At 64.6% G+C, this 18,501-nt stretch carries 12 protein-coding genes; 8 read left to right on the top strand and 4 right to left on the bottom strand.

Annotation, left to right across the window (positions count from 1 at the left end; genetic code table 11):
* The first annotated feature begins 9 nt into the window (after window positions 1–9).
* Both galE and RX330_RS05190 read left to right on the top strand, forming a co-directional pair.
* On the top strand, window positions 10–1,002 hold the full coding sequence (galE, locus tag RX330_RS05195) for a UDP-glucose 4-epimerase GalE (protein WP_317242284.1): 993 nt from the start codon (window positions 10–12) through the stop codon (window positions 1,000–1,002).
* Between the two features lie 216 nt (window positions 1,003–1,218).
* The gene (locus RX330_RS05190; RefSeq protein WP_212080067.1) at window positions 1,219–1,560 is read left to right on the top strand and encodes a hypothetical protein; all 342 of its coding nucleotides are present in this window, start codon (window positions 1,219–1,221) and stop codon (window positions 1,558–1,560) included.
* On the opposite strand, the gene RX330_RS05185 is transcribed toward RX330_RS05190, so the two are convergent.
* Complete coding sequence (locus RX330_RS05185) at window positions 1,534–5,649, bottom strand: GAF domain-containing protein (RefSeq protein WP_317242283.1); 4,116 nt, start codon at window positions 5,647–5,649, stop codon at window positions 1,534–1,536. The two genes, RX330_RS05190 and RX330_RS05185, sit on opposite strands and share 27 nt — an antisense overlap.
* Before the next feature lie 444 nt (window positions 5,650–6,093).
* Between RX330_RS05185 and RX330_RS05180 the strand changes: the two genes are divergently transcribed.
* Window positions 6,094–7,461, top strand: a complete 1,368-nt coding sequence (locus tag RX330_RS05180) for an LLM class flavin-dependent oxidoreductase (RefSeq protein ID WP_317242282.1) — start codon at window positions 6,094–6,096, stop codon at window positions 7,459–7,461.
* A gap of 66 nt (window positions 7,462–7,527) precedes the next feature.
* Here the strand turns inward: RX330_RS05180 and RX330_RS05175 are convergent, their stop codons facing one another.
* Window positions 7,528–7,983 carry an Lrp/AsnC family transcriptional regulator gene (locus RX330_RS05175; RefSeq protein WP_317242281.1) on the bottom strand — a complete coding sequence of 152 codons (456 nt, stop codon included), beginning with the start codon at window positions 7,981–7,983 and terminating at the stop codon, window positions 7,528–7,530.
* Between the two features lie 149 nt (window positions 7,984–8,132).
* Here RX330_RS05175 and RX330_RS05170 point away from each other — a divergent pair, with 149 nt between their 5' ends.
* The gene (locus tag RX330_RS05170; protein ID WP_317242280.1) at window positions 8,133–11,582 is read left to right on the top strand and encodes an indolepyruvate ferredoxin oxidoreductase family protein; all 3,450 of its coding nucleotides are present in this window, start codon (window positions 8,133–8,135) and stop codon (window positions 11,580–11,582) included.
* A gap of 70 nt (window positions 11,583–11,652) precedes the next feature.
* On the top strand, window positions 11,653–13,071 hold the full coding sequence (gene iaaH / locus RX330_RS05165; protein WP_317242279.1) for an indoleacetamide hydrolase: 1,419 nt from the start codon (window positions 11,653–11,655) through the stop codon (window positions 13,069–13,071).
* A 71-nt stretch (window positions 13,072–13,142) separates the two neighbouring features.
* Here the strand turns inward: iaaH and RX330_RS05160 are convergent, their stop codons facing one another.
* On the bottom strand, window positions 13,143–14,054 hold the full coding sequence (locus tag RX330_RS05160) for a LysR family transcriptional regulator (RefSeq protein ID WP_317242278.1): 912 nt from the start codon (window positions 14,052–14,054) through the stop codon (window positions 13,143–13,145).
* A gap of 133 nt (window positions 14,055–14,187) precedes the next feature.
* Here RX330_RS05160 and RX330_RS05155 point away from each other — a divergent pair, with 133 nt between their 5' ends.
* Genes RX330_RS05155 through RX330_RS05145 form a run of 3 tightly spaced genes read left to right on the top strand, consistent with a single transcriptional unit; the run spans window position 14,188 to window position 17,444 of the window.
* Complete coding sequence (locus RX330_RS05155; RefSeq protein WP_317242277.1) at window positions 14,188–15,339, top strand: HlyD family secretion protein; 1,152 nt, start codon at window positions 14,188–14,190, stop codon at window positions 15,337–15,339.
* Window positions 15,340–15,344: 5 nt separating this feature from the next.
* Window positions 15,345–16,952, top strand: a complete 1,608-nt coding sequence (locus tag RX330_RS05150; RefSeq protein ID WP_317242276.1) for an MDR family MFS transporter — start codon at window positions 15,345–15,347, stop codon at window positions 16,950–16,952.
* Window positions 16,953–16,982: 30 nt separating this feature from the next.
* Window positions 16,983–17,444: a carboxymuconolactone decarboxylase family protein gene (locus tag RX330_RS05145; RefSeq protein ID WP_317242275.1), complete on the top strand. Its 462-nt coding sequence runs from the start codon at window positions 16,983–16,985 to the stop codon at window positions 17,442–17,444.
* A gap of 128 nt (window positions 17,445–17,572) precedes the next feature.
* Here the strand turns inward: RX330_RS05145 and RX330_RS05140 are convergent, their stop codons facing one another.
* Window positions 17,573–18,433, bottom strand: coding sequence for a D-amino-acid transaminase (locus tag RX330_RS05140; RefSeq protein WP_317242274.1), 861 nt, complete (start codon window positions 18,431–18,433; stop codon window positions 17,573–17,575).
* Window positions 18,434–18,501 lie beyond the last annotated feature (68 nt).

Raw genomic sequence — 18,501 nt, 5'->3', positions numbered from 1 at the left:
GAAGACGACATGACCGACCGACCGACCGTCCTCGTCACAGGGGGCGCGGGCTATATTGGCTCGCATGCCAGCCGCGCATTGACTGCTGCCGGCTATCAGCCCGTCGTTTATGACAATCTCTCGACAGGCCATCGCAGCTTCGTGACCGGCCCCCTGGTGACGGGCGATCTGCTCGACGGCACGGCGCTGGCCCGCGCCTTCGCCGACCACAAAATCACGGCGGTGATGCATTTCGCGGCGGCGAGCCTGGTCGGCGAATCCATGACCGATCCGCAGAAATATTACGTCAACAATGTGCAGGGAACGCTGTCGCTGTTGCAGGCGATGCGCAACGCCGGCTGCCATCGCATCGTGTTCTCCTCGACCGGCGCCGTCTACGGCAATGCCGACTCCAAGGAACTGCCGGAAGACTTTCCCTGCACCCCGATCAATCCCTACGGCGCGTCGAAGTTGATGATCGAGCGCATGCTCTCCGACTATCGCACGGCCTACGGCTTCGGCGCGTTCTGCCTGCGTTATTTCAACGCCAGCGGCGCCGATCCCTCAGGCGGCATCGGCGAGCTGCGCGACAACGAAACCCACCTCATTCCTCGCGCCATGATGGCGCTACAGGGCCATGTCGACTTCGCGGTGTTCGGCGACGACTACGACACGCCCGATGGAACCGCGATCCGCGATTACATCCACGTCACGGACCTCGCCGCAGCACATGTGGCGGCCCTGAAGCTTCTCGAAGACGGACATGCCGGCGGCAGCTTCAATCTCGGCACCGGCTCGGGTTTTTCCGTGCGCGAGATCCTCAATGCCATCAGGCAGGAGACCGGGCGCGAGGTGCCTCACAGCGTCAAGCCGCGCCGTGCCGGCGATCCCACTTATCTGGTCGCCGACCCCTCCGCGGCGCGAAAGGTGCTGAACTTTGTGCCGCGTCACTCCGACCTGCCGACGGTGATCCGCACCGCCTGGGCCTGGCACCAGAAGGCGCATCCGTTCCGGCCGCGCTAGTCGGCCATATTGTTCCTTGCCGGTAGGCACCTTCAGCCGCTAAAGAGAATGAAGAGACTATGACAGCTACGCTGGCCGCTTATCCGGCCGTCGCTAGCTCGTGACCCCGATTGGGCGGCATACGGCCTCCGAGAGACGCCGTTCTTCCAAACTTCACGACCACGACCGAGTGCGCGCATCGGCCTGGTTTCAGGCGCGACAAGGAGCACCGAGCGAATGCATCAGGCAGCAAGCCTGCAATTCGAGCGCGTGGTGAACGAGTTCGCCCGCTGGCTCGCCGTGCCCGAGGACGAGCGCTCGCCGGCGCCGGCCTGGTGGTGGGGACCCGCGATCGCGGTGCTCGACCTGCGCCAGCCGATGCCCGCTGCGTGGTCGCACGCGCTCGGCCTCGAAGACGGATCGACCTTTGCCGGGGGCGCGCGCCTGCTTCTCGCGCTGTTCGAGGATCAGACCTTCGTGTCTTGGCCGGAAGAGTTTCCGCGCAAGTCGGAAAGCAAGGATGACGAGACTCGCGAGCTGCACCCGCTGCCGTCAGACGACAGCGCGTTTCGGCCGTAACGCTACGGCTTCGGTCGCGACAAGGTCCTGCTCCGGCTGGAGCGGCGGCGCCACGGGCAGCGTCATCGGCCGCAGCAGCTCGGCCATCTGCCGCGCCGGCAAGGGCTTGGAGATGAGGAAGCCTTGCATCTCGTCGCAGCCATGGCTGCGCAGGAACGCTTCCTGCTCGACGTTCTCGACGCCTTCGGCGACGACGGTCATGCCGAGCGCCTTGCCCATGCTGATGATCGCCTGCGCGATCGCCTGATCCTCCGAATCCTGCGGCAGGTCGCGCACGAAGGAGCGGTCGATCTTGATGGTGTCGATCGGGAAGTGCTTCATCAGCGACATCGACGAATAGCCGGTACCGAAATCGTCGATGGCAAGACGAATGCCGCGGCTCTGGATGGCGTCGAGCACCTTGAGCGCGCGTCCGACATTGCGCATCATCATGCTCTCGGTGACCTCGAGCTGGAGCAGCACCGGCGACATGCCAGAGGCCGCCAGCGCCTCGTCGACGTCCTGCAACAGATGCTCGTCGGCGAACTGGCGCGGCGACAAATTGACCGCCATCGACAACGGCAACAGGCCGCGGCGCTGCCAGGCCATGGCCTGCGCGCAGGCCTCGTTGAGCACCCAGCGGCCGATCGGCACGATCAGGCCGGTCTCCTCCGCAAGCGGAATGAACTGGGCCGGCGAGACGTTGCCCAGGTCGGGATGCGTCCAGCGCAGCAACGCTTCCACGCCGGTGATCTGACCGGTCTCCATCTCCACCTTGGGCTGGTAGTTCAGGGAAAACTGCTCGCGCTCCAGCGCCCGGCGCAGCGCGCTCTCCAGCGAGAGCCGTTCGATCGACTGCGTCTTCACTTCGTTGGAGAAGAAGCGGTAGCCGTTCTTGCCGTCTTCCTTGGCCAGATACATCGCCATGTCGGCGTTCTTGGTCAGCGTCTGTGCGTCGGAACCGTTCGCCGGATACATCGCGATGCCGATCGAAGCCGTGGTGTGGCACTCGTGCCCCGCCAGCTCCATGGGCTCGGCGAGTGCCGTCAGGAGCCCGGTCGCGATCCGCTGGACGTCATCGATCTCGCCGCATTGATCGAGGATCACCACGAACTCGTCGCCGCCGAGCCGCGCCACGACGTCGCTTGCCCGCAGCGCGCTGCGCAGCCGGTTCGCCACTTCGAGTAGGAGCAGATCGCCGGCCTCGTGGCCCAGCGAATCGTTGATGACCTTGAAGCGGTCGAGATCGATGAACAGCACCGCAAAATGTCGATCGCGGCGCTCTGCCCTGTTGATCGCCTCGCGCAAGAGCCCGTTGAAGGTCTCGCGGTTCGGAAGGTCCGTCAGACTGTCATGCGAAGCGAGGTATTCGATCCGCTCGTCCGCCTCGCTCTTGGCGTCGGCGCGATCGAAATTCTCCATCGCAAACGACACGTTGTCGGCGAGACGCTGCAGCAACTCGACGAACTCGGCCGTGAAGGTACTTGGCTCGGTCGACATGTAGATCATGACGCCGACGGCCTGGTCGTGCACGATGAGCGGAAATGCCGCGCCCGACCGCGCGCCGTCGCTGCGGACGACGGCATGGAAGGCGCGTACGCGATCGTCGTTGAGGTAGTCGTTGCTGATGCAGGGCCGGCGTGTGCGGAACGCCGTACCGCTCATCCCGCGCCCTTCGGGCCGCTCGGGATCGATGGAGAGACGGACGTTGCGTGTCGTGTCGGCGGACGGGCCGGCGGCGGCCACGATCTCGAGCTGGTCCGTACCGGCTCTGGTGAGCGCGATCGTGGTCGAAGTGAACTTGGCGCCGTCCGACGCCGCGAGGCACACGAGGTCGAACAATTCGGCGCGCGACTTCGCCCGCATAATCGCCTCGTTGGTCGCGCTCAGGGCGGCGAACATGCGCCTCAGCCGCTCCTTCTGCGCCTCGGTGCGGGCCTTTTCCTCGGCGCGATCGAAATTGTCGAGCGCGAACGAGACGTTTTCCGCGAGGCGGGCCAGCAGCTCGACCAGATCGGGCGTGAATGTATCTTCCTCCGGAGCAAGGAAAAGCAGGATGCCGACCGGCTCCTGACCGGCGCGCAGAAGCGGAAAGCTTGCGGCGGCGCGGGTCCCGTCCTCGACTGCCTTGGAGTGCCAGTGTGCCGAGCGTGGGTCGTTCATGTAGTCGTTGATCACGCTGGGCCGGCGCGTCCGCACCGAGGTTCCGATGATTCCCTGGCCCTCGGGATGATCCGGGGAAATCGCACAGCTGCGCCCGACCATCCGCTCCTGAAGCCGCCCCTTCGCGGCGACGACCCGGACCATCTCGCATGTCTCGTCGATGATTCCAATCGTCGCCGAGGCGAACACGTCGCCCAGCACGGCCGCCTGACATGCGACGTCGAACAGCTCATCCCGAGTCTCGGCGCGCATGATGGCTTCGTTGGTGGCGCTCAACGCCGCGAACATGCTGCTCAGCCGGTCTCGCTGCTTGTCGGCCTTCGCCTTCTCCTCGGCGCGGTCGAGATTTGCAATCGCGAATGACACGTTGCGCGCAAGGCGCTCCAGCAGTTCGACCAGCTCGGGCGTGAACGTGCCGGTCTCGAGGGAATTGAACAGGAACACGCCCTCTGCGCGATCGCCGTTCAGCAACGGCAGCGCGGCGGAGGACTTGACGCCGGTGCGGCGCGCGCTGTCGTACCAGGGCTTGAGGCGATCATCGGACAGCAGGTCGTTGGTCAGGCAAGGCTGTCTGGTGCGGAAACACGTGCCGGTCAGGCCTCGTCCTTCCGGCACCTCGTCGGTCGTGGCGAATTTGAGCCTTCGCACTTCGTCGGAATTCGGCCCTGCGGAGGCGACGACGCGCAGCAGTTCGGAGGCAGGCTCGGCGAGCGCGATCGTGGCCGAGCCGAACTTGCCGCCCTGCACGGACGCTTCGCATACGAGGTCGAACAGTTCCGCACGCGACGTCGCCCGGATGATCGCTTCATTGGTAGCGCTCAGCGCGGCGTACATGCGCGCCAGCCGCTCCTCCTCGTGCGCGATCTGCGCCTTCTCCTCGTCGCGATCGAAGTTCTGGAGCGCAAAGCACACGTTCTCGGTCATGCGCAACAACAGCGCGACGACGCCCTCGTCCTTCGCCCAGGACTTGCTGACGAAGAAGTACATCACCCCGATGCTGGTTCCGCGCTTGATCAGCGGCGCCGCGACACACGCGACCGCCCCGGCGTTGATGTTGGCCTGTTCCCAGGTCGTTCCCTTGGTCCGACTGACAAGGTCGTCTTCGACCATCGCCTTCTGCGTCCGGAAGACCTGGCCGGAGATGCCACGCCCGTGGGGATTTTCGGGATCGATCGAGTAGCGCGCCTGCCTGATCAGGTCGAGATTTTGTCCGGTCGCCGCCACCGGCGTCAGCCAGTGCGACTCCTGCTCGCGCAGCAGCACGAAAGTCGCCAGCGATTTGCCGCCGTGCACGGCCGCGTCGCAGACGCGCTGATACAGGTCCAACTCGGTATTGGCCTTGAGGATTGCCTCGTTGGTCGCGCTAAGCGCCCGAAACATGCGATTGAGCCGCCGCATCGCCGCTTCGCTGTCCCGGCGCGCTTCCTCTCGCTCGAAATTGTCCAGCGCATAGGAAATGTTGGCCGACATTCGCTCGAACAGCGACACCATCTGCTCGTTCAGCGAGCCGGCTTCGCGGCGGGTCACGTAGAGGACGCCGACACTCTTGCCGTTGCAGAGCAGCGGCAGCGCCGCAGCCGCGCCGATGGCGGCCGAAGCCGCGCCCGCGCGCCACGCCAGCGAACGCGGGTCGTTCAGATAATCATTGCTGATGCACAGCTTCTGCTCGCGAAACGCCTCGCCTCCGACGCCTGATCCCTCGGGGGTATCGGCTTCCGTCGTGATCACGATCGAGCGCAGTCGCGGAATGTCGTCACCGCAGCCGGCCGCGAACCGCAATCGATTGCCGTCCCGCTCCACCAGGAACACGGCGACCGCCAAAAAGTCCCCGCTCGAAAACCCGGCGTCGCAGACCTTCTGGTACAGCTCGTCCGGCGATTTCGCGTAGAGGATCGCTTCGTTAATGGCGCTCAACGCCGCAAATGTGCGCGCGAGTGTCGTCGGCACGATCTCAGCTCCCGGGCATTCTGCCTATTTCTCCCGGGTGCCTTTATGAAGCGCGATCGCCTAAGTGGTCGTTATTGCGCGCTGCAAACCGTCGATCAAAGTGAACGAGCTGCGAACGACGGGTGCGAAACTTTCGAAAATGCCGCCGCGCGGGACGAATCTTTGGCCAAAGGCGCCTTCTCCGTACAAACTTGCAGCGCTGTATTGGTTTACGGGAGATTGATATCGCGGCGGCGCTTTGAGACGATGGCAGCCAACGAGCAGCCCGCCAAGGGTACCAGGCCGAGGGAACGCCATGCCGATCGCCGGAGCCGACCGCCCCACGCGCATCGGCGCCGCTCTGCTCCGTGCCGCCGGAGCTTCCGGAACGGGCTGCGCCCGCTGGCGCGCGCACAGGCCCGGCCGGTCCTCGATCCGGCCCGGCGGCATCAGGAGAACAGCAGTATGAATCGACAGATGGTCCTGGTCGGCTTTCTCCAGGCGCAGAACTGCACCAATTTGCCGAGCTCCTGGCGCCATCCGGACTCGCGCAATGATTGGATGTCGGCGAACTATTATCAGGAGATCGCCAGGATCCTCGAAGCAGGCAAGTTCCACATGGCCTTCTTCGACGACCGCCTGGCAATGCCGGACCGCTACGGCAACGACCACGCCCACACCGTCGAATACGGCATCCGCTGCGTAAAGATGGACCCACTGATCGTGCTGACCACGATGGGCATGGTCACCGAGAAGCTCGGCCTCGGCGCGACCTGCTCGACCACCTATTACGAACCGTTCGACGTCGCCCGCCGCTTCGCAACGCTCGACCTGATGTCGGGGGGACGCGCGGGCTGGAACGTCGTCACCTCGCTCAACGACGGCGAAGCTCTCAACATGGGCCGGGATTCGCATCCCGAACACGACTCCCGCTATGACCGCGCCGACGAGTTCATGGACGTGGTGCTCGGTCATTGGGACACCTGGGAGGACGGTGCGCTCATCATGGACAAGCAAAGCGGCCGCTTTGCCGATCCGACCAAGGTGAAGCGGCTCGACCACAAGGGACCAGCTTTCAAGTCGCGCGGGCCCTTCACCGTACCGCGGTCGGATCAGGGCCATCCCGTGATCATCCAGGCCGGCGCGTCCGGCCGCGGCCAGCGTTTCGCGGGGCGATGGGGCGAGGTGATCTTCACCGCCGCGCGCAATCTCACTGCGGCCAAGGAAGGCTATGCCTCCGTGCGTAACGAAGCCGCCAGGGCCGGCCGCGACCCCGACCAGATGTTTCTCTGCAATTTGACGACGCCGGTCTGCGCGGCCACCAAAGCCGAGGCCGAGGACAGGATGGCGCTGATCAACAAGCTGCCGCTGCAGATCGACGCGCTGTCGCTGCTTGCCGAAGCGCTCAACTATGATTTCGCTTCCAAGGACCTCGATGAGCCGCTGACGACGGACGAGCTGAAGAGCATGCAGGGGATTCTGGGCATCCGCGATGGCGTGCTGAAGACTTCGGGCAAGAGCAACCCGAGTGCGCGCGACTTCGTCACCTTTTCCGGCCGCGGCCAGGTCCAGGACGCGATGGTGGGCGGACCCAGGGAGATCGCGGACAAGCTCGAGGAGATGTTCGTGGAACGCGGCTCCGACGGTTTCGTCATCGCCGCGACTTACGTACCCGGCTCCTACGCCGATTTCGTGCAGCACGTCGTGCCGGAGTTGCAGCGGCGCGGATTGTTCCAGAGGGAATACCGCGGCAAGACATTGCGTGAAAATCTCGGGCTGAAGCGGCCGGCCGCCGGTGCCTGGAAGGTGCAGCGGCGCGGCGCCGCGGAGTGACAACAACGAAGACCCGGTCGTGTCGGCCCCTCAAGGAGAGGAGATGGATTTGTGTGCGCCGTGCACTCAAAACGGCAACGCGACCCCCGTCTTGATCTCCTTCAGCACCACATTGCTGCGGACGTAGCGGATGCCGGGGATGCGGAACATGAACTCGTCGAGAAACCTGTTGTAGGCGGCCATGTCCTGCACGACGACGCGCAGATGATAATCGGCATCGCCCGTGGTCGCAAAGCACTCCAGCACCTCGCGACGTTTGGTGACGCGGGACACAAACTCGTCGACGAATTTGGCGTCGTGCCGCTCCAGCGAGACATGGAGGATGGCGGACATCGCAAAGCCCGCCTGCTCGCGCGCGACCAGTGCCGCGTAACCCTGAATGACCCCAGCCTCCTCCAGCGCGCGCACCCGGCGCCAGCAGGCAGAGGTCGACATTCCGACCTCGTCCGCAAGTTGCTGGTTGGTGGCGCGACCGTCCTTCTGGAGGTGCGCGAGAATCCGCCTGTCCTGCTCTTCGATCATGAACTTCACCAAATCGGACGATTCTACCGTACCATATGACAAATCGGGAAGATCTACCAGAACGGCTGCCTTTTCAGGAAAGATAGGTAAGACCTACCAGCCGCCCGGGCCTAACCTTCCTCCATCCAGGGATGCCGCGGGAGGTCCGTATGGACGCCATTCCGTCACTCGACCCCTATGAACTGTCCGATCGCTACGATCGCGAACACGGCCGTGTCTTCCTCACGGGAACGCAAGCCATCGTCCGCATCGCGCTCGACCAGGCGAGGCGCGACCGCGCGCGTGGGCTGAACACCGCCGGCTTCATCTCTGGCTATCGCGGCTCGCCGCTCGGCGGCATCGATCTCGAGCTATGGCGCATCCAGGAACGTTTGAAGCGGGACCGCATCGAATTCCTGCCCGCCGTGAACGAGGACTTAGCTGCGACCGCCGTGCTCGGCTCGCAGCAGGTCGAAACGCAAGGAGACCGCGAGGTCGATGGCGTGTTCGGGCTCTGGTACGGCAAGGGCCCGGGCGTCGACCGCTCCGGCGACGCGCTCAAGCACGGCAATGCCTACGGCTCCTCGCCGCATGGCGGCGTGCTGGTGGTCGCCGGCGACGATCATGGCTGCGTCTCCTCCTCAATGCCACACCAGTCCGACGTCGCCTTCATGAGCTGGTTCATGCCGACGCTGCATCCCGCAAGCGTCGGTGAATATCTCGCGTTCGGCGAATATGGCTACGCGCTGAGCCGCTTCTCCGGCATGTGGGTCGGCTTCAAGGCGATCTCGGAGATCGTAGAGTCAGCCGCCTCCGTCTCGCTGAGCTCGCCCCGAAGCTTCCGCACGCCCGACTTCACGCCGCCGCCTGGTGGACTGCACTATCGCTGGCCCGATTTGCCGGGCCCGCAGATCGAGGAGCGGCTCGAGGCGAAGAAGCACGCGGTCTACGCTTTCGCCAAGGCCAATCCGATCGACCGACACATCTACGACATTCCGAACGCGACCTACGGGATCGTTACGACGGGCAAGGCGCATCTCGATTTGATGGAGGCGCTGCGGCTGATGGGTCTCGATGAAGCCGCCTGCCGCAGCATCGGCATCGACGTCTACAAGGTCGGCATGGTCTGGCCGCTGGCGTTGCATGACGCCATGGATTTCGTGAAGGGCAAGCGCGAGATCCTCGTGGTCGAGGAGAAGCGCGGCATCATCGAGAGCCAGTTCAAGGAGTATTTCTACGACTATCCGGGAGCGAAGCCCGAGCGCATGGTCGGCAAGCACGACGAGCAAGGGGCGCGGTTGATCTCGTGGATCGGCGAATTGTCGCCGCGCGCGCTGGCTGGCGTGCTCGCGCGGCGGCTCGATCCGATGTTCCCGGGCCTCAACCTCGCCGCGCGCGCGGCCGCGCTCCTGCCGGAGGCAGCACGCACCATCAACGTCTCTGGCGCAACCCGCACGCCCTATTTCTGCTCGGGTTGCCCGCACAACACATCGACCAAGGTGCCTGAGGGATCGAAGGCATTGGCCGGCATCGGCTGCCATTTCATGGCGAGCTGGATGGACCGCGAGACCTCGTCGCTGATCCAGATGGGCGGTGAAGGCGTCAACTGGGCGGCCTCGTCGCGATTCACCGGCCATAAGCACATTTTCCAGAACCTCGGCGAAGGCACCTACTATCACTCGGGCTCGATGGCGATCCGGCAGGCGATCGCCGCCAAGGCCAACATCACCTACAAGATCCTGTTCAACGATGCCGTCGCCATGACCGGCGGCCAGCCGGTCGACGGTCCCGTCAGCGTCCATGCGATCGCGCACAGCGTCCGCGCGGAAGGCGTGACGCGCATCGCGCTGGTGTCCGATGATCCCGCGCAGTTCTCGCCTGGCGACCTGCCGTCCGGCGTCACCGTCCATCCGCGCGAGGAGATGGATGCCGTGCAGCGCGAGCTTCGCGAGGTCTCCGGCGTCTCCGTCCTGATCTATCAGCAGACCTGTGCCACCGAGAAGCGGCGCCGTCGCAAGCGCGGGCAGATGGCCGACCCCAAGCGCTTTGCCTATGTCAACGACCTCGTCTGCGAAGGCTGCGGCGACTGCTCGGTGGAATCCAACTGCCTCAGCGTCGAGCCGAAGGAGACGCCGTTCGGCCGCAAGCGCCAGATCAACCTCTCATCCTGCAACAAGGATTTTTCCTGCCTCAACGGCTTCTGCCCGAGTTTTGTGACTGTCGAAGGCGCGACGCGCCGGAAAAAGACTGCGAGTCGGATCGACGCGGTAGGCCACGCCGCGACGCTTCCCCTCCCTGCGACCGCAACGCTCGACCGGCCCTACGACCTGCTCGTGACCGGCGTCGGCGGCACCGGCGTCATCACCGTCGGCGCGCTGATCGGCATGGCCGCACACCTCGAACGTCGCGGCGTCTCGGTGCTGGACTTCACCGGCTTTGCGCAGAAATTCGGGCCTGTGCTGAGCTATATCCGGCTTGCACCAAGTCCCGAGGCCCTGCAGCAGGTGCGTATCGACCAGGGCGCCGCCGATGCCCTGATCGGCTGCGATCTCGTCGTCAGCTCTTCGCCCAAGGCGTCCGGCACCTTCCGCAAGGGTACGCGGGCCGCGGTCAATACCGCGGAAATGCCGACCGGCGACGTCGTCCGCTTCCGTGACGCCGATCTCGCCTCCCCTGCCCGCCTGCGCGCGATCGGCTGGGTCATCGGTGCAGACAATCTCAGCACGATCAACGCCAACGCGCTGGCCGAACGGCTGCTCGGCGATGCCGTCTATGCCAATATCATCATGCTCGGCTTTGCCTGGCAGCGGGGGCTGGTTCCGATTTCGATTGCAGCGCTGCTGCGCGCGATCGAGCTCAACGGCGTCGCCGTCGAGCACAACAAGCAGGCCTTTGCCTGGGGCCGGATTGCGGCTTCCGATCCGGACTTCCTGCCAAAGGTGAACGAAACGCTCGCGGCCGAGACACTCGACCAGATCATCGACCGTCGCGCCGGCTTTCTCACCGCCTATCAGGACAGTACCTATGCGGCAAGGTACCGGACGATCGTCGCGAGGGTCCGCCGGGCCGAAGCTGCTCTGAACAGCGAGGCTCTGACCGAGGCAGTCGCCCGCGCCTTGTTCAAGCTGATGGCCTACAAGGACGAGTACGAGGTGGCGCGGCTGCACATGCAGAGCGGATTCCTCGACGAGCTCAAACGCGAATTCGAGGACGGCTTCAAGATCCAGTATCACCTCGCCCCGCCGTTCCTGCCGTCGCGCAACGACGCTCGTGGACGCCCGCGCAAGCGCGCGTTCGGTCAGTGGATCCAGACGCCTCTCACCCTGCTGGCGCGGTTGAAGGGGCTGCGCGGAACGCCGTTCGATCCGTTCGGCTACGCCGCGGAGCGGCGCACCGAGCGCGAATTGATTCCGTGGTATCAAGGCCTAATCGAGCGGATGCTCGGCGAGCTCGAACCCGCGCGGCTGCCGGCTCTCATCGCAATTGCAAAGGCGCCGATGGAGATCCGCGGCTACGGCCCGGTCAAGGACACCGCGATCAAGGCTGTGAAGACAGAGGTCGAGCGGCTGTTTGACGAACTCCACACGCCATCGCCGACAAAGATGACCGCCACCGGTTGACGCGAAGCCGCCGAGGCTTCAGCTTCAAGGCCCGAGGGGCACCGATGCCCCGCTCATCGGGTGATGCATCATGGATTTCGACCAGTTGACCCTCAGCCAGGCCGCCGCGGAGCTCCGGGCCGGGACAGTCACGAGCACCGCGCTGACGACGGAGGCTCTCGCCCGCGCCAAGGCCAACCCCGATCTCAATGCCTTCGTCACGCTGGACGAGGCCGGCGCCTTGAAGGCCGCCGCGGCATTCGATGCGACGGGCGACACGAGCAAGCCGCTCGGTGGTGTGTCCGTCGTGATCAAGGACAACATCGAGGTCGCGGGACTGCCTTGTAGCGCCGGCACGCCCGCGCTCAAGGACTACGTTCCAAAAGCCGATGCGCCAGTCGTGGCAAGGCTGCGCGCGGCGGGTGCGGTCATCATCGGCAAGACCAGCATGCACGAGCTGGCCTTTGGCATCTCGGGCTACAACACCGCATTCAGGACCGGCGCCGAGTTCGGCGTACGTAACGCCTATGACCGCGCCCTGATCGCGGGCGGCTCCTCGTCCGGAACGGGTGCGGCCATCGGCGCGCGGATCGTCGCGGGCGGGCTCGGCACCGATACCGGCGGATCGGTCCGGGTGCCGGGCGCGCTGAACGGATGCGCTTCGCTGCGCCCAACCGTCGGGCGCTATCCGCAAGAGGGCATCGCGCCGATCTCGCATACGCGGGACACCGCAGGCCCGATGGCTGCGACCATGGCCGATGTCGCGCTGATCGATCGCGTGATCGCGGGTGGCGATGTGCTCGCGCCGGCCGACCTGAAGCAGGTACGGATCGGCGTCGTGAAGTCGATGTTGACCAATCTCGATGCCGATACTGAAACCGCATTCCAGGCCGCTATCGTGCAGATGAAGGCACGTGGCGTCATGATCGTCGAGGTCGAGATGCCACAGCTCGCCGAACTCAACGGCCAGATCGGCTTCCCCGTCGCCCTGTATGAAGCCTATGACGACATGGTCCTGTATCTGAAGCACACCGGCACGGGCATCACCATCGAAGCGCTGGCGAGCGAAATCGCGAGTCCCGACGTGAAGGGCACCTATGACGGCCTCGTCATCCCGCGCAAGCTGCCGGGTCCGGACGGCACGCTGGTTGATGCCGGGCCGATCTATGATACCGCGGTCAAGACGGCGCGTCCCGCGCTTCAGGCGCTCTACCGCGATACATTTTCGAGCAACGGGCTCGACGCGATCGCTTTCCCGACCACGCCGCGGGTCGCGATCGCCTCCAACCCCGACTCCAGCAGCCTCGAGAACTTCGGACTCTTCATCCAGAACACCGATCCCGGCAGCAATGCCGGTATTCCCGGAATCCAGATCCCGATCGCGCTCGGCGCCAGCAGCAAATTGCCGGTCGGACTCGAGCTCGACGGCCCTGCCGGAAGCGATCGCCACCTGCTTGCGATCGGCATGGCGCTCGACGGCGTGTTCGGCCGGCTGCCGCCGCCTTCCTGAGGGAAATAGCGCGAGGCGCGGGCTTTCAAACGCCTAGCCTTCCGGCGGCGTCGCGCTGCAACATAACGACTTCATGCGTACGGATTGATCAGCTTCTTCTGCTCGGCGCTGTGATGCACCAGCATGTCGATGAAGGTCCGGACCTTCGCCGACAGGTGATGCCGGTGTGGATAGACCGCGTTCATCGACATCTCGACCGGACGATATTCGGGCAGCAGCCGAACGAGGTGCCCAGCGTCGAGATCGCCCTGGACGAGAAAGCCGGCCATCAGGCAGACGGCCGCGCCCTCCAGCGCCACCTTCCGCAACGCTTCGCCGCTGTTGGTGATGAAGCTGCCGGAGACGCGCACCGATGCCGGCGAGCCCTTGCGATCGAAGAAGCGCCAATCGTCACCGAAGGGATAGTTCAGATGTCGCGCGCAATTGTGCGCGGCAAGCTCGCCGAGCTTGTGAACACGACCATGCTTTTCGAGATAGTCGTGCGAGCAGCACAGCACGTGGCGCCAGGTGGCGAGGCTGCGGACGATCAAGCTGGAGTCCGGGGGCGAGGTCATGCGCAGAGCGACGTCATAGCCCTCCTCGATGAGGTCCACCTCGGCTTCGCCCATGCGCAGATCGATCTTGAGTTCCGGATAGGCCGACAGGAGCTTTGCCGCGACGGGCGCGACGAAGGGCACCATGTGCGTGGCCACGTGGATGCGCAATGTACCGCGCGGCACCAACTGCAATTCGCTGGCGATGTCGTCGGCCTGTTCGAGATCGGCGAGAATCTGGGTGGAACGGTCGTAATAAGCCTTGCCGATTTCGGTGAGGCTCACCTTGCGCGTGGTGCGGTTGAGCAGGCGCACGCCGAGCCGGTCCTCCAGCGCCTGCACGTGGTTGCTCACCATGGTGGTCGACATGTCGAGCTTACGGGCTGCGGCGGAGAAGCCGCCGGTTTCGACCACCCGGACAAAGGCGGTGAGGCTGGTAAAGCGGTCCAAGGCTCGACGCTCCAATTATCCGCTAAGACTGGATAATGCTTCCATCAATTCCGGGATTATCACAATTGGCTGGACAACTCATCTTAGGGTCGTCCAGACGCTTTTCGGCGTCCGTGAAGTTCTTGAGGATGCCATGTCGAACGCCTCTTATGTCGCTGAAACCAATAAACAAACCAGCCTTCGCCCATCCCGCCAAGCCATCAAGCGCGCAGCCTTTGGCCTGGCATTGGCACTCGGCGTCGCCGCCGCCGGCCATTACGGCTATGACTATCTGACGACGGGCCGCTACCTCGAATCCACCGACGACGCCTATGTGAAGGCCGATTCCACGATCATCGCACCCAAGGTGTCCGGTTACATCGCAAAGGTGCTGGTCGGCGACAACGAGAAGGTTCGGGCAGGCCAGGCGCTGGCCAAGATCGACGACCGCGACTTCAAGGCGGCGCTCGACCAGGCGGAAGCCGACGTCGCCGCCGGCGAAGCCTCGGTGCGCAATATCGACGCCCAGCTCGAACTGCAGCAGCCGATCATCGAGCAGAGCACGGCCGATGTCACCTCCGCCGGCGCCAATCTGAAATTCGCTCAGGAGGAGCGCGCCCGCTACGACGACCTGATGAAGTCGGGCTCCGGCACCATCCAGCGCGCGCAGCAGACCGACGCGGCGTTGCGCGCCAGCAGCGCGCAATTGCAGCACGCGAAATCCGGCCTTCTGGCCGCACAGCGCAAGATCGACGTGCTCACCACCCAGCGCGCCCAGGCCACCGCTCAGCTCGAACGCGCCCGCGCCGTCGCGCAGCAGGCGGCGCTGAACCTGTCTTATACCGAGATCAATGCGCCGGTCGACGGCACTGTCGGCGCCCGGAGCTTGCGAGTCGGCCAGTATGTGCAAGCCGGCACGCAATTGATGGCGGTGGTGCCGCTCGATGCGGTTTATGTCGTCGCGAATTTCAAGGAGACCCAGCTCACGCATGTGCGACCGGGACAGCCGGTCGAATTGCACGTCGACAGCTTCCGCAACAAGACGCTGCGCGGCCATGTCGACAGCCTGTCGCCGGCGAGCGGGCTCGAATTCGCGCTGCTGCCGCCGGACAACGCCACCGGCAATTTCACCAAGATCGTGCAGCGCGTTCCCGTGAAGATCGTGCTCGACGACCACAGCCTCACCGGCCTGCTGCGCCCCGGCATGTCGGCGGTGCCGACCGTGAACACCAAGCAGGCGGTTCTGACAGAGCGCGAGACGGCCAAGCGTCTGGCCGACACCACGTCTCGCGCCAATGGCGGCTGAAATCCATGAGCACGCTCCAACCGACCGTCAATGCTACCGGTTTCTCCGCCTCCGCAGCGCCCGCCGCACCGGCGGTGTCGGCCAAGACCTGGATCGCGGTGATCGGCGCCACGCTCGGCGCTTTCATGGCGGTGCTGAACATCCAGATCGTCAACGCCTCGCTGGCCGACATCCAGGGCGCGATCGGCGCCGGCATCGACGACGGCGGCTGGATTTCCACCTCCTATCTGGTCGCGGAGATCGTGGTGATTCCGCTCTCCGGCTGGCTCGCACAGGTATTCTCGATCCGGATCTATCTGCTCACCAACGCGATCCTGTTCCTCCTGCTGTCGGCGGCCTGCGCCCTGGCTCAGGACCTGCCGCAGATGATCGTGCTGCGCGCCGTGCAGGGCTTCACCGGCGGCGTTCTGATTCCGATGGCGTTCACGCTGATCATCACGCTGCTGCCGCGCGGAAAACAGCCGGTCGGCCTTGCGTTGTTCGCGCTGTCCGCGACGTTCGCTCCTGCGATCGGCCCGACCATCGGGGGATATCTCACCGAGAATTTCGGCTGGGAGTACATCTTCTACGTCAACCTCGTCCCCGGCGCGATCATGGTCGGCATGCTCTGGTACGCGCTCGACGCACAGCCCATGAAGCTGTCGCTGCTGCGCGAGGGCGACTGGGCCGGCATCATCACCATGGCGATCGGGCTGTCCGCGCTCCAGACCGTGCTCGAGGAAGGTAACAAGGACGACTGGTTCGGCTCACCCTTCATCGTCAAGCTGTCAGTGATCGCGGCCGTTGCGCTGGCCGCCTTCCTTATCATCGAACTGACGGTGAAGAAGCCGCTGCTCAATCTGCGCCTGCTCGTTCGCCGCAATTTCGGCTTCGGCATGCTCGCAAATTTCCTGCTCGGCATTGCGCTCTACGGTTCCGTGTTCATCCTCCCACAATATCTCTCGCGCATTCAGGGTTATAATGCCGAACAGATCGGCATGGTGCTGGCCTGGACTGGATTGCCGCAGCTCCTCTTGATCCCGTTCGTGCCGCGCCTGATGCAGAGGTTCGATGCGCGGATCATCATCGGTGTCGGCTTCGTGCTGTTCGCCGCTTCCAACTTCATGAACATCTATATGACCAGCGACTATGCCGCAGACCAGCTGCTGTGGCCCAACATCGTCCGCGCCATCGGCCAGGCGTTGGTGATGGCGCCGCTGTCGGCCGTCGCAACCGCAGGCATCGAGCCGGAGAACGCGGGCTCGGCTTCCGGCCTGTTCAACATGATGCGCAATCTCGGCGGCGCCGTCGGCATCGCACTGCTCCAGACCGTACTGACCAAGCGCGAGCAGTATCACTCCAACGTGCTGATGCAGTCGGTCTCGGTGTTCGAGCAGGCGACGCGCACGCGGCTGGAGCAGCTCACCCAGTATTTCGTCAATCACGGCATCCTCGACCGTGCAGACGCCGCGCATCGCGCCTATGTCGCGATCGGGCGTATCGTGCAGAAGCAGGCTTATATCTTCGCCTTCAGCGACACCTTCTATCTGCTCGGCATGGCGCTAATCGTGGCTTTGGCCGCCGTCCTCTTCCTGAAGAAACCCGGCCAGGCCTCGGCCGGCGGAGCCCACTGATCCCAACCAGAGAGAGCAAGGAGAACGACCATGAAGCCCCGCATGAACTACTACCAGGCCGCGCCCGAAACGATCAAAGCACTGATGGCACTAGAGACGCAGATCCAGTCGACGGGCCTGGAGAAATCATTGATCGAACTCGTCAAGATCCGGGCATCGCAGATCAACGGCTGCGCCTTCTGCATCAACATGCACACCGAAGACGCGCGCAAGCGCGGAGAGACCGAGCAGCGCATCTACCTGCTCAATGCCTGGCGCGAATCCCCGCTCTACTCGGACCGCGAGCGCGCCGCGCTGGCCTGGACGGAATCGGTAACGCTGATTTCGCAGACGCATGCGCCCGACGATGTCTATGAGCAGGTCCGTGCGCAGTTCTCCGAGGAGGAAACGGTAAACCTGACCATGCTGATCGGCGCCATCAACGCCTGGAACAGGATCGCGATCGCGTTCCGTGCGCTCCATCCGGTGAAGGTGAAGGCGTCGGCGGCGTGAGGCATCCGCACCTGTCATGCCCCGCGAAGGCGGGGCATCCAGTGCGCCGCGGCCCATCGGGCCCATCACTGTCGTCACGACGTACGGATCGCCCGGTCAAGCCGGGCGATGACAGCTGCACCTGCGGCTCAAACCGCCGTCGCCTTGGCGAATTCCACGTAGATCTCGCGCAGGCGCGTTGCCATCGGGCCGGGCTTGCCGTCGCCGATCTTCTTGCCGTCGATCGCAACCACCGGCTGGACGAACAACGACGCCGAGGTCGCAAAGGCCTCCTTGGCGGCCAGTGCCTCGGCGACCGTGAACGAGCGCTCCTCGACGCGAAGCTGACGCTCTTCGGCGAGCGCCACCACCGCCTTGCGGGTGCAGCCGGGCAGGATGGCGTTGGAGTTCTTGCGCGTCACGATGACGTCGTCCTTGGTCAGGATGAACGCCGAGGACGAGCCGCCCTCGGTGACGTAACCGTCCTCCAGCATCCAGGCCTCGCCCGCTCCGGCTTCGGCCGCCGCCTGCTTCGCCAATACCTGCGCCAGCAGCGCCACGCTCTTGATGTCGCGCCGCTCCCAGCGGATGTCGGGCACGGTGATCACGTTGATGCCGGTCTTCGCCGACGCCGCGTTGACGATGTCCTTTTCCGAGGTGAACATCACCAGGCTCGACTTGATGTCGCCCTTGGGGAAGGCGAAGTCGCGGCCCGTGTCGGCGCCGCGTGTCACCTGGAGGTAGACGAGGCCGTTCTCGACCTTGTTGCGTGCGATCAGCTCCTTCTGGAGCTCGGTGATGCGCTCGACCGTCTCCGGAAGCTTCAGCTTGATCTCGCCGACCGAACGCTCGAGCCGCGCCAGATGCGAGGCGTTGTCGACCAGCTTGCCGTCGAGCACGGCCGAGACCTCATAGATGCCGTCGGCGAACAGGAAGCCGCGATCGAGGACCGAGATTTTGGCGTCCGAGAGCGGGACGAACGAGCCGTTGACGTAGGCGATCGGGTCCAAGGCAGATCTCCTGAGGAGGGAAAGGGATTTGCCTGCCCGTATACGGGATTTGTTGGGGCCACGAAACC

Source organism: Bradyrhizobium sp. NDS-1, from assembly GCF_032918005.1.
GTDB classification, from domain to species: domain Bacteria; phylum Pseudomonadota; class Alphaproteobacteria; order Rhizobiales; family Xanthobacteraceae; genus Bradyrhizobium; species Bradyrhizobium tunisiense.
This window is presented reverse-complemented; position numbering and strand designations above follow the sequence as displayed.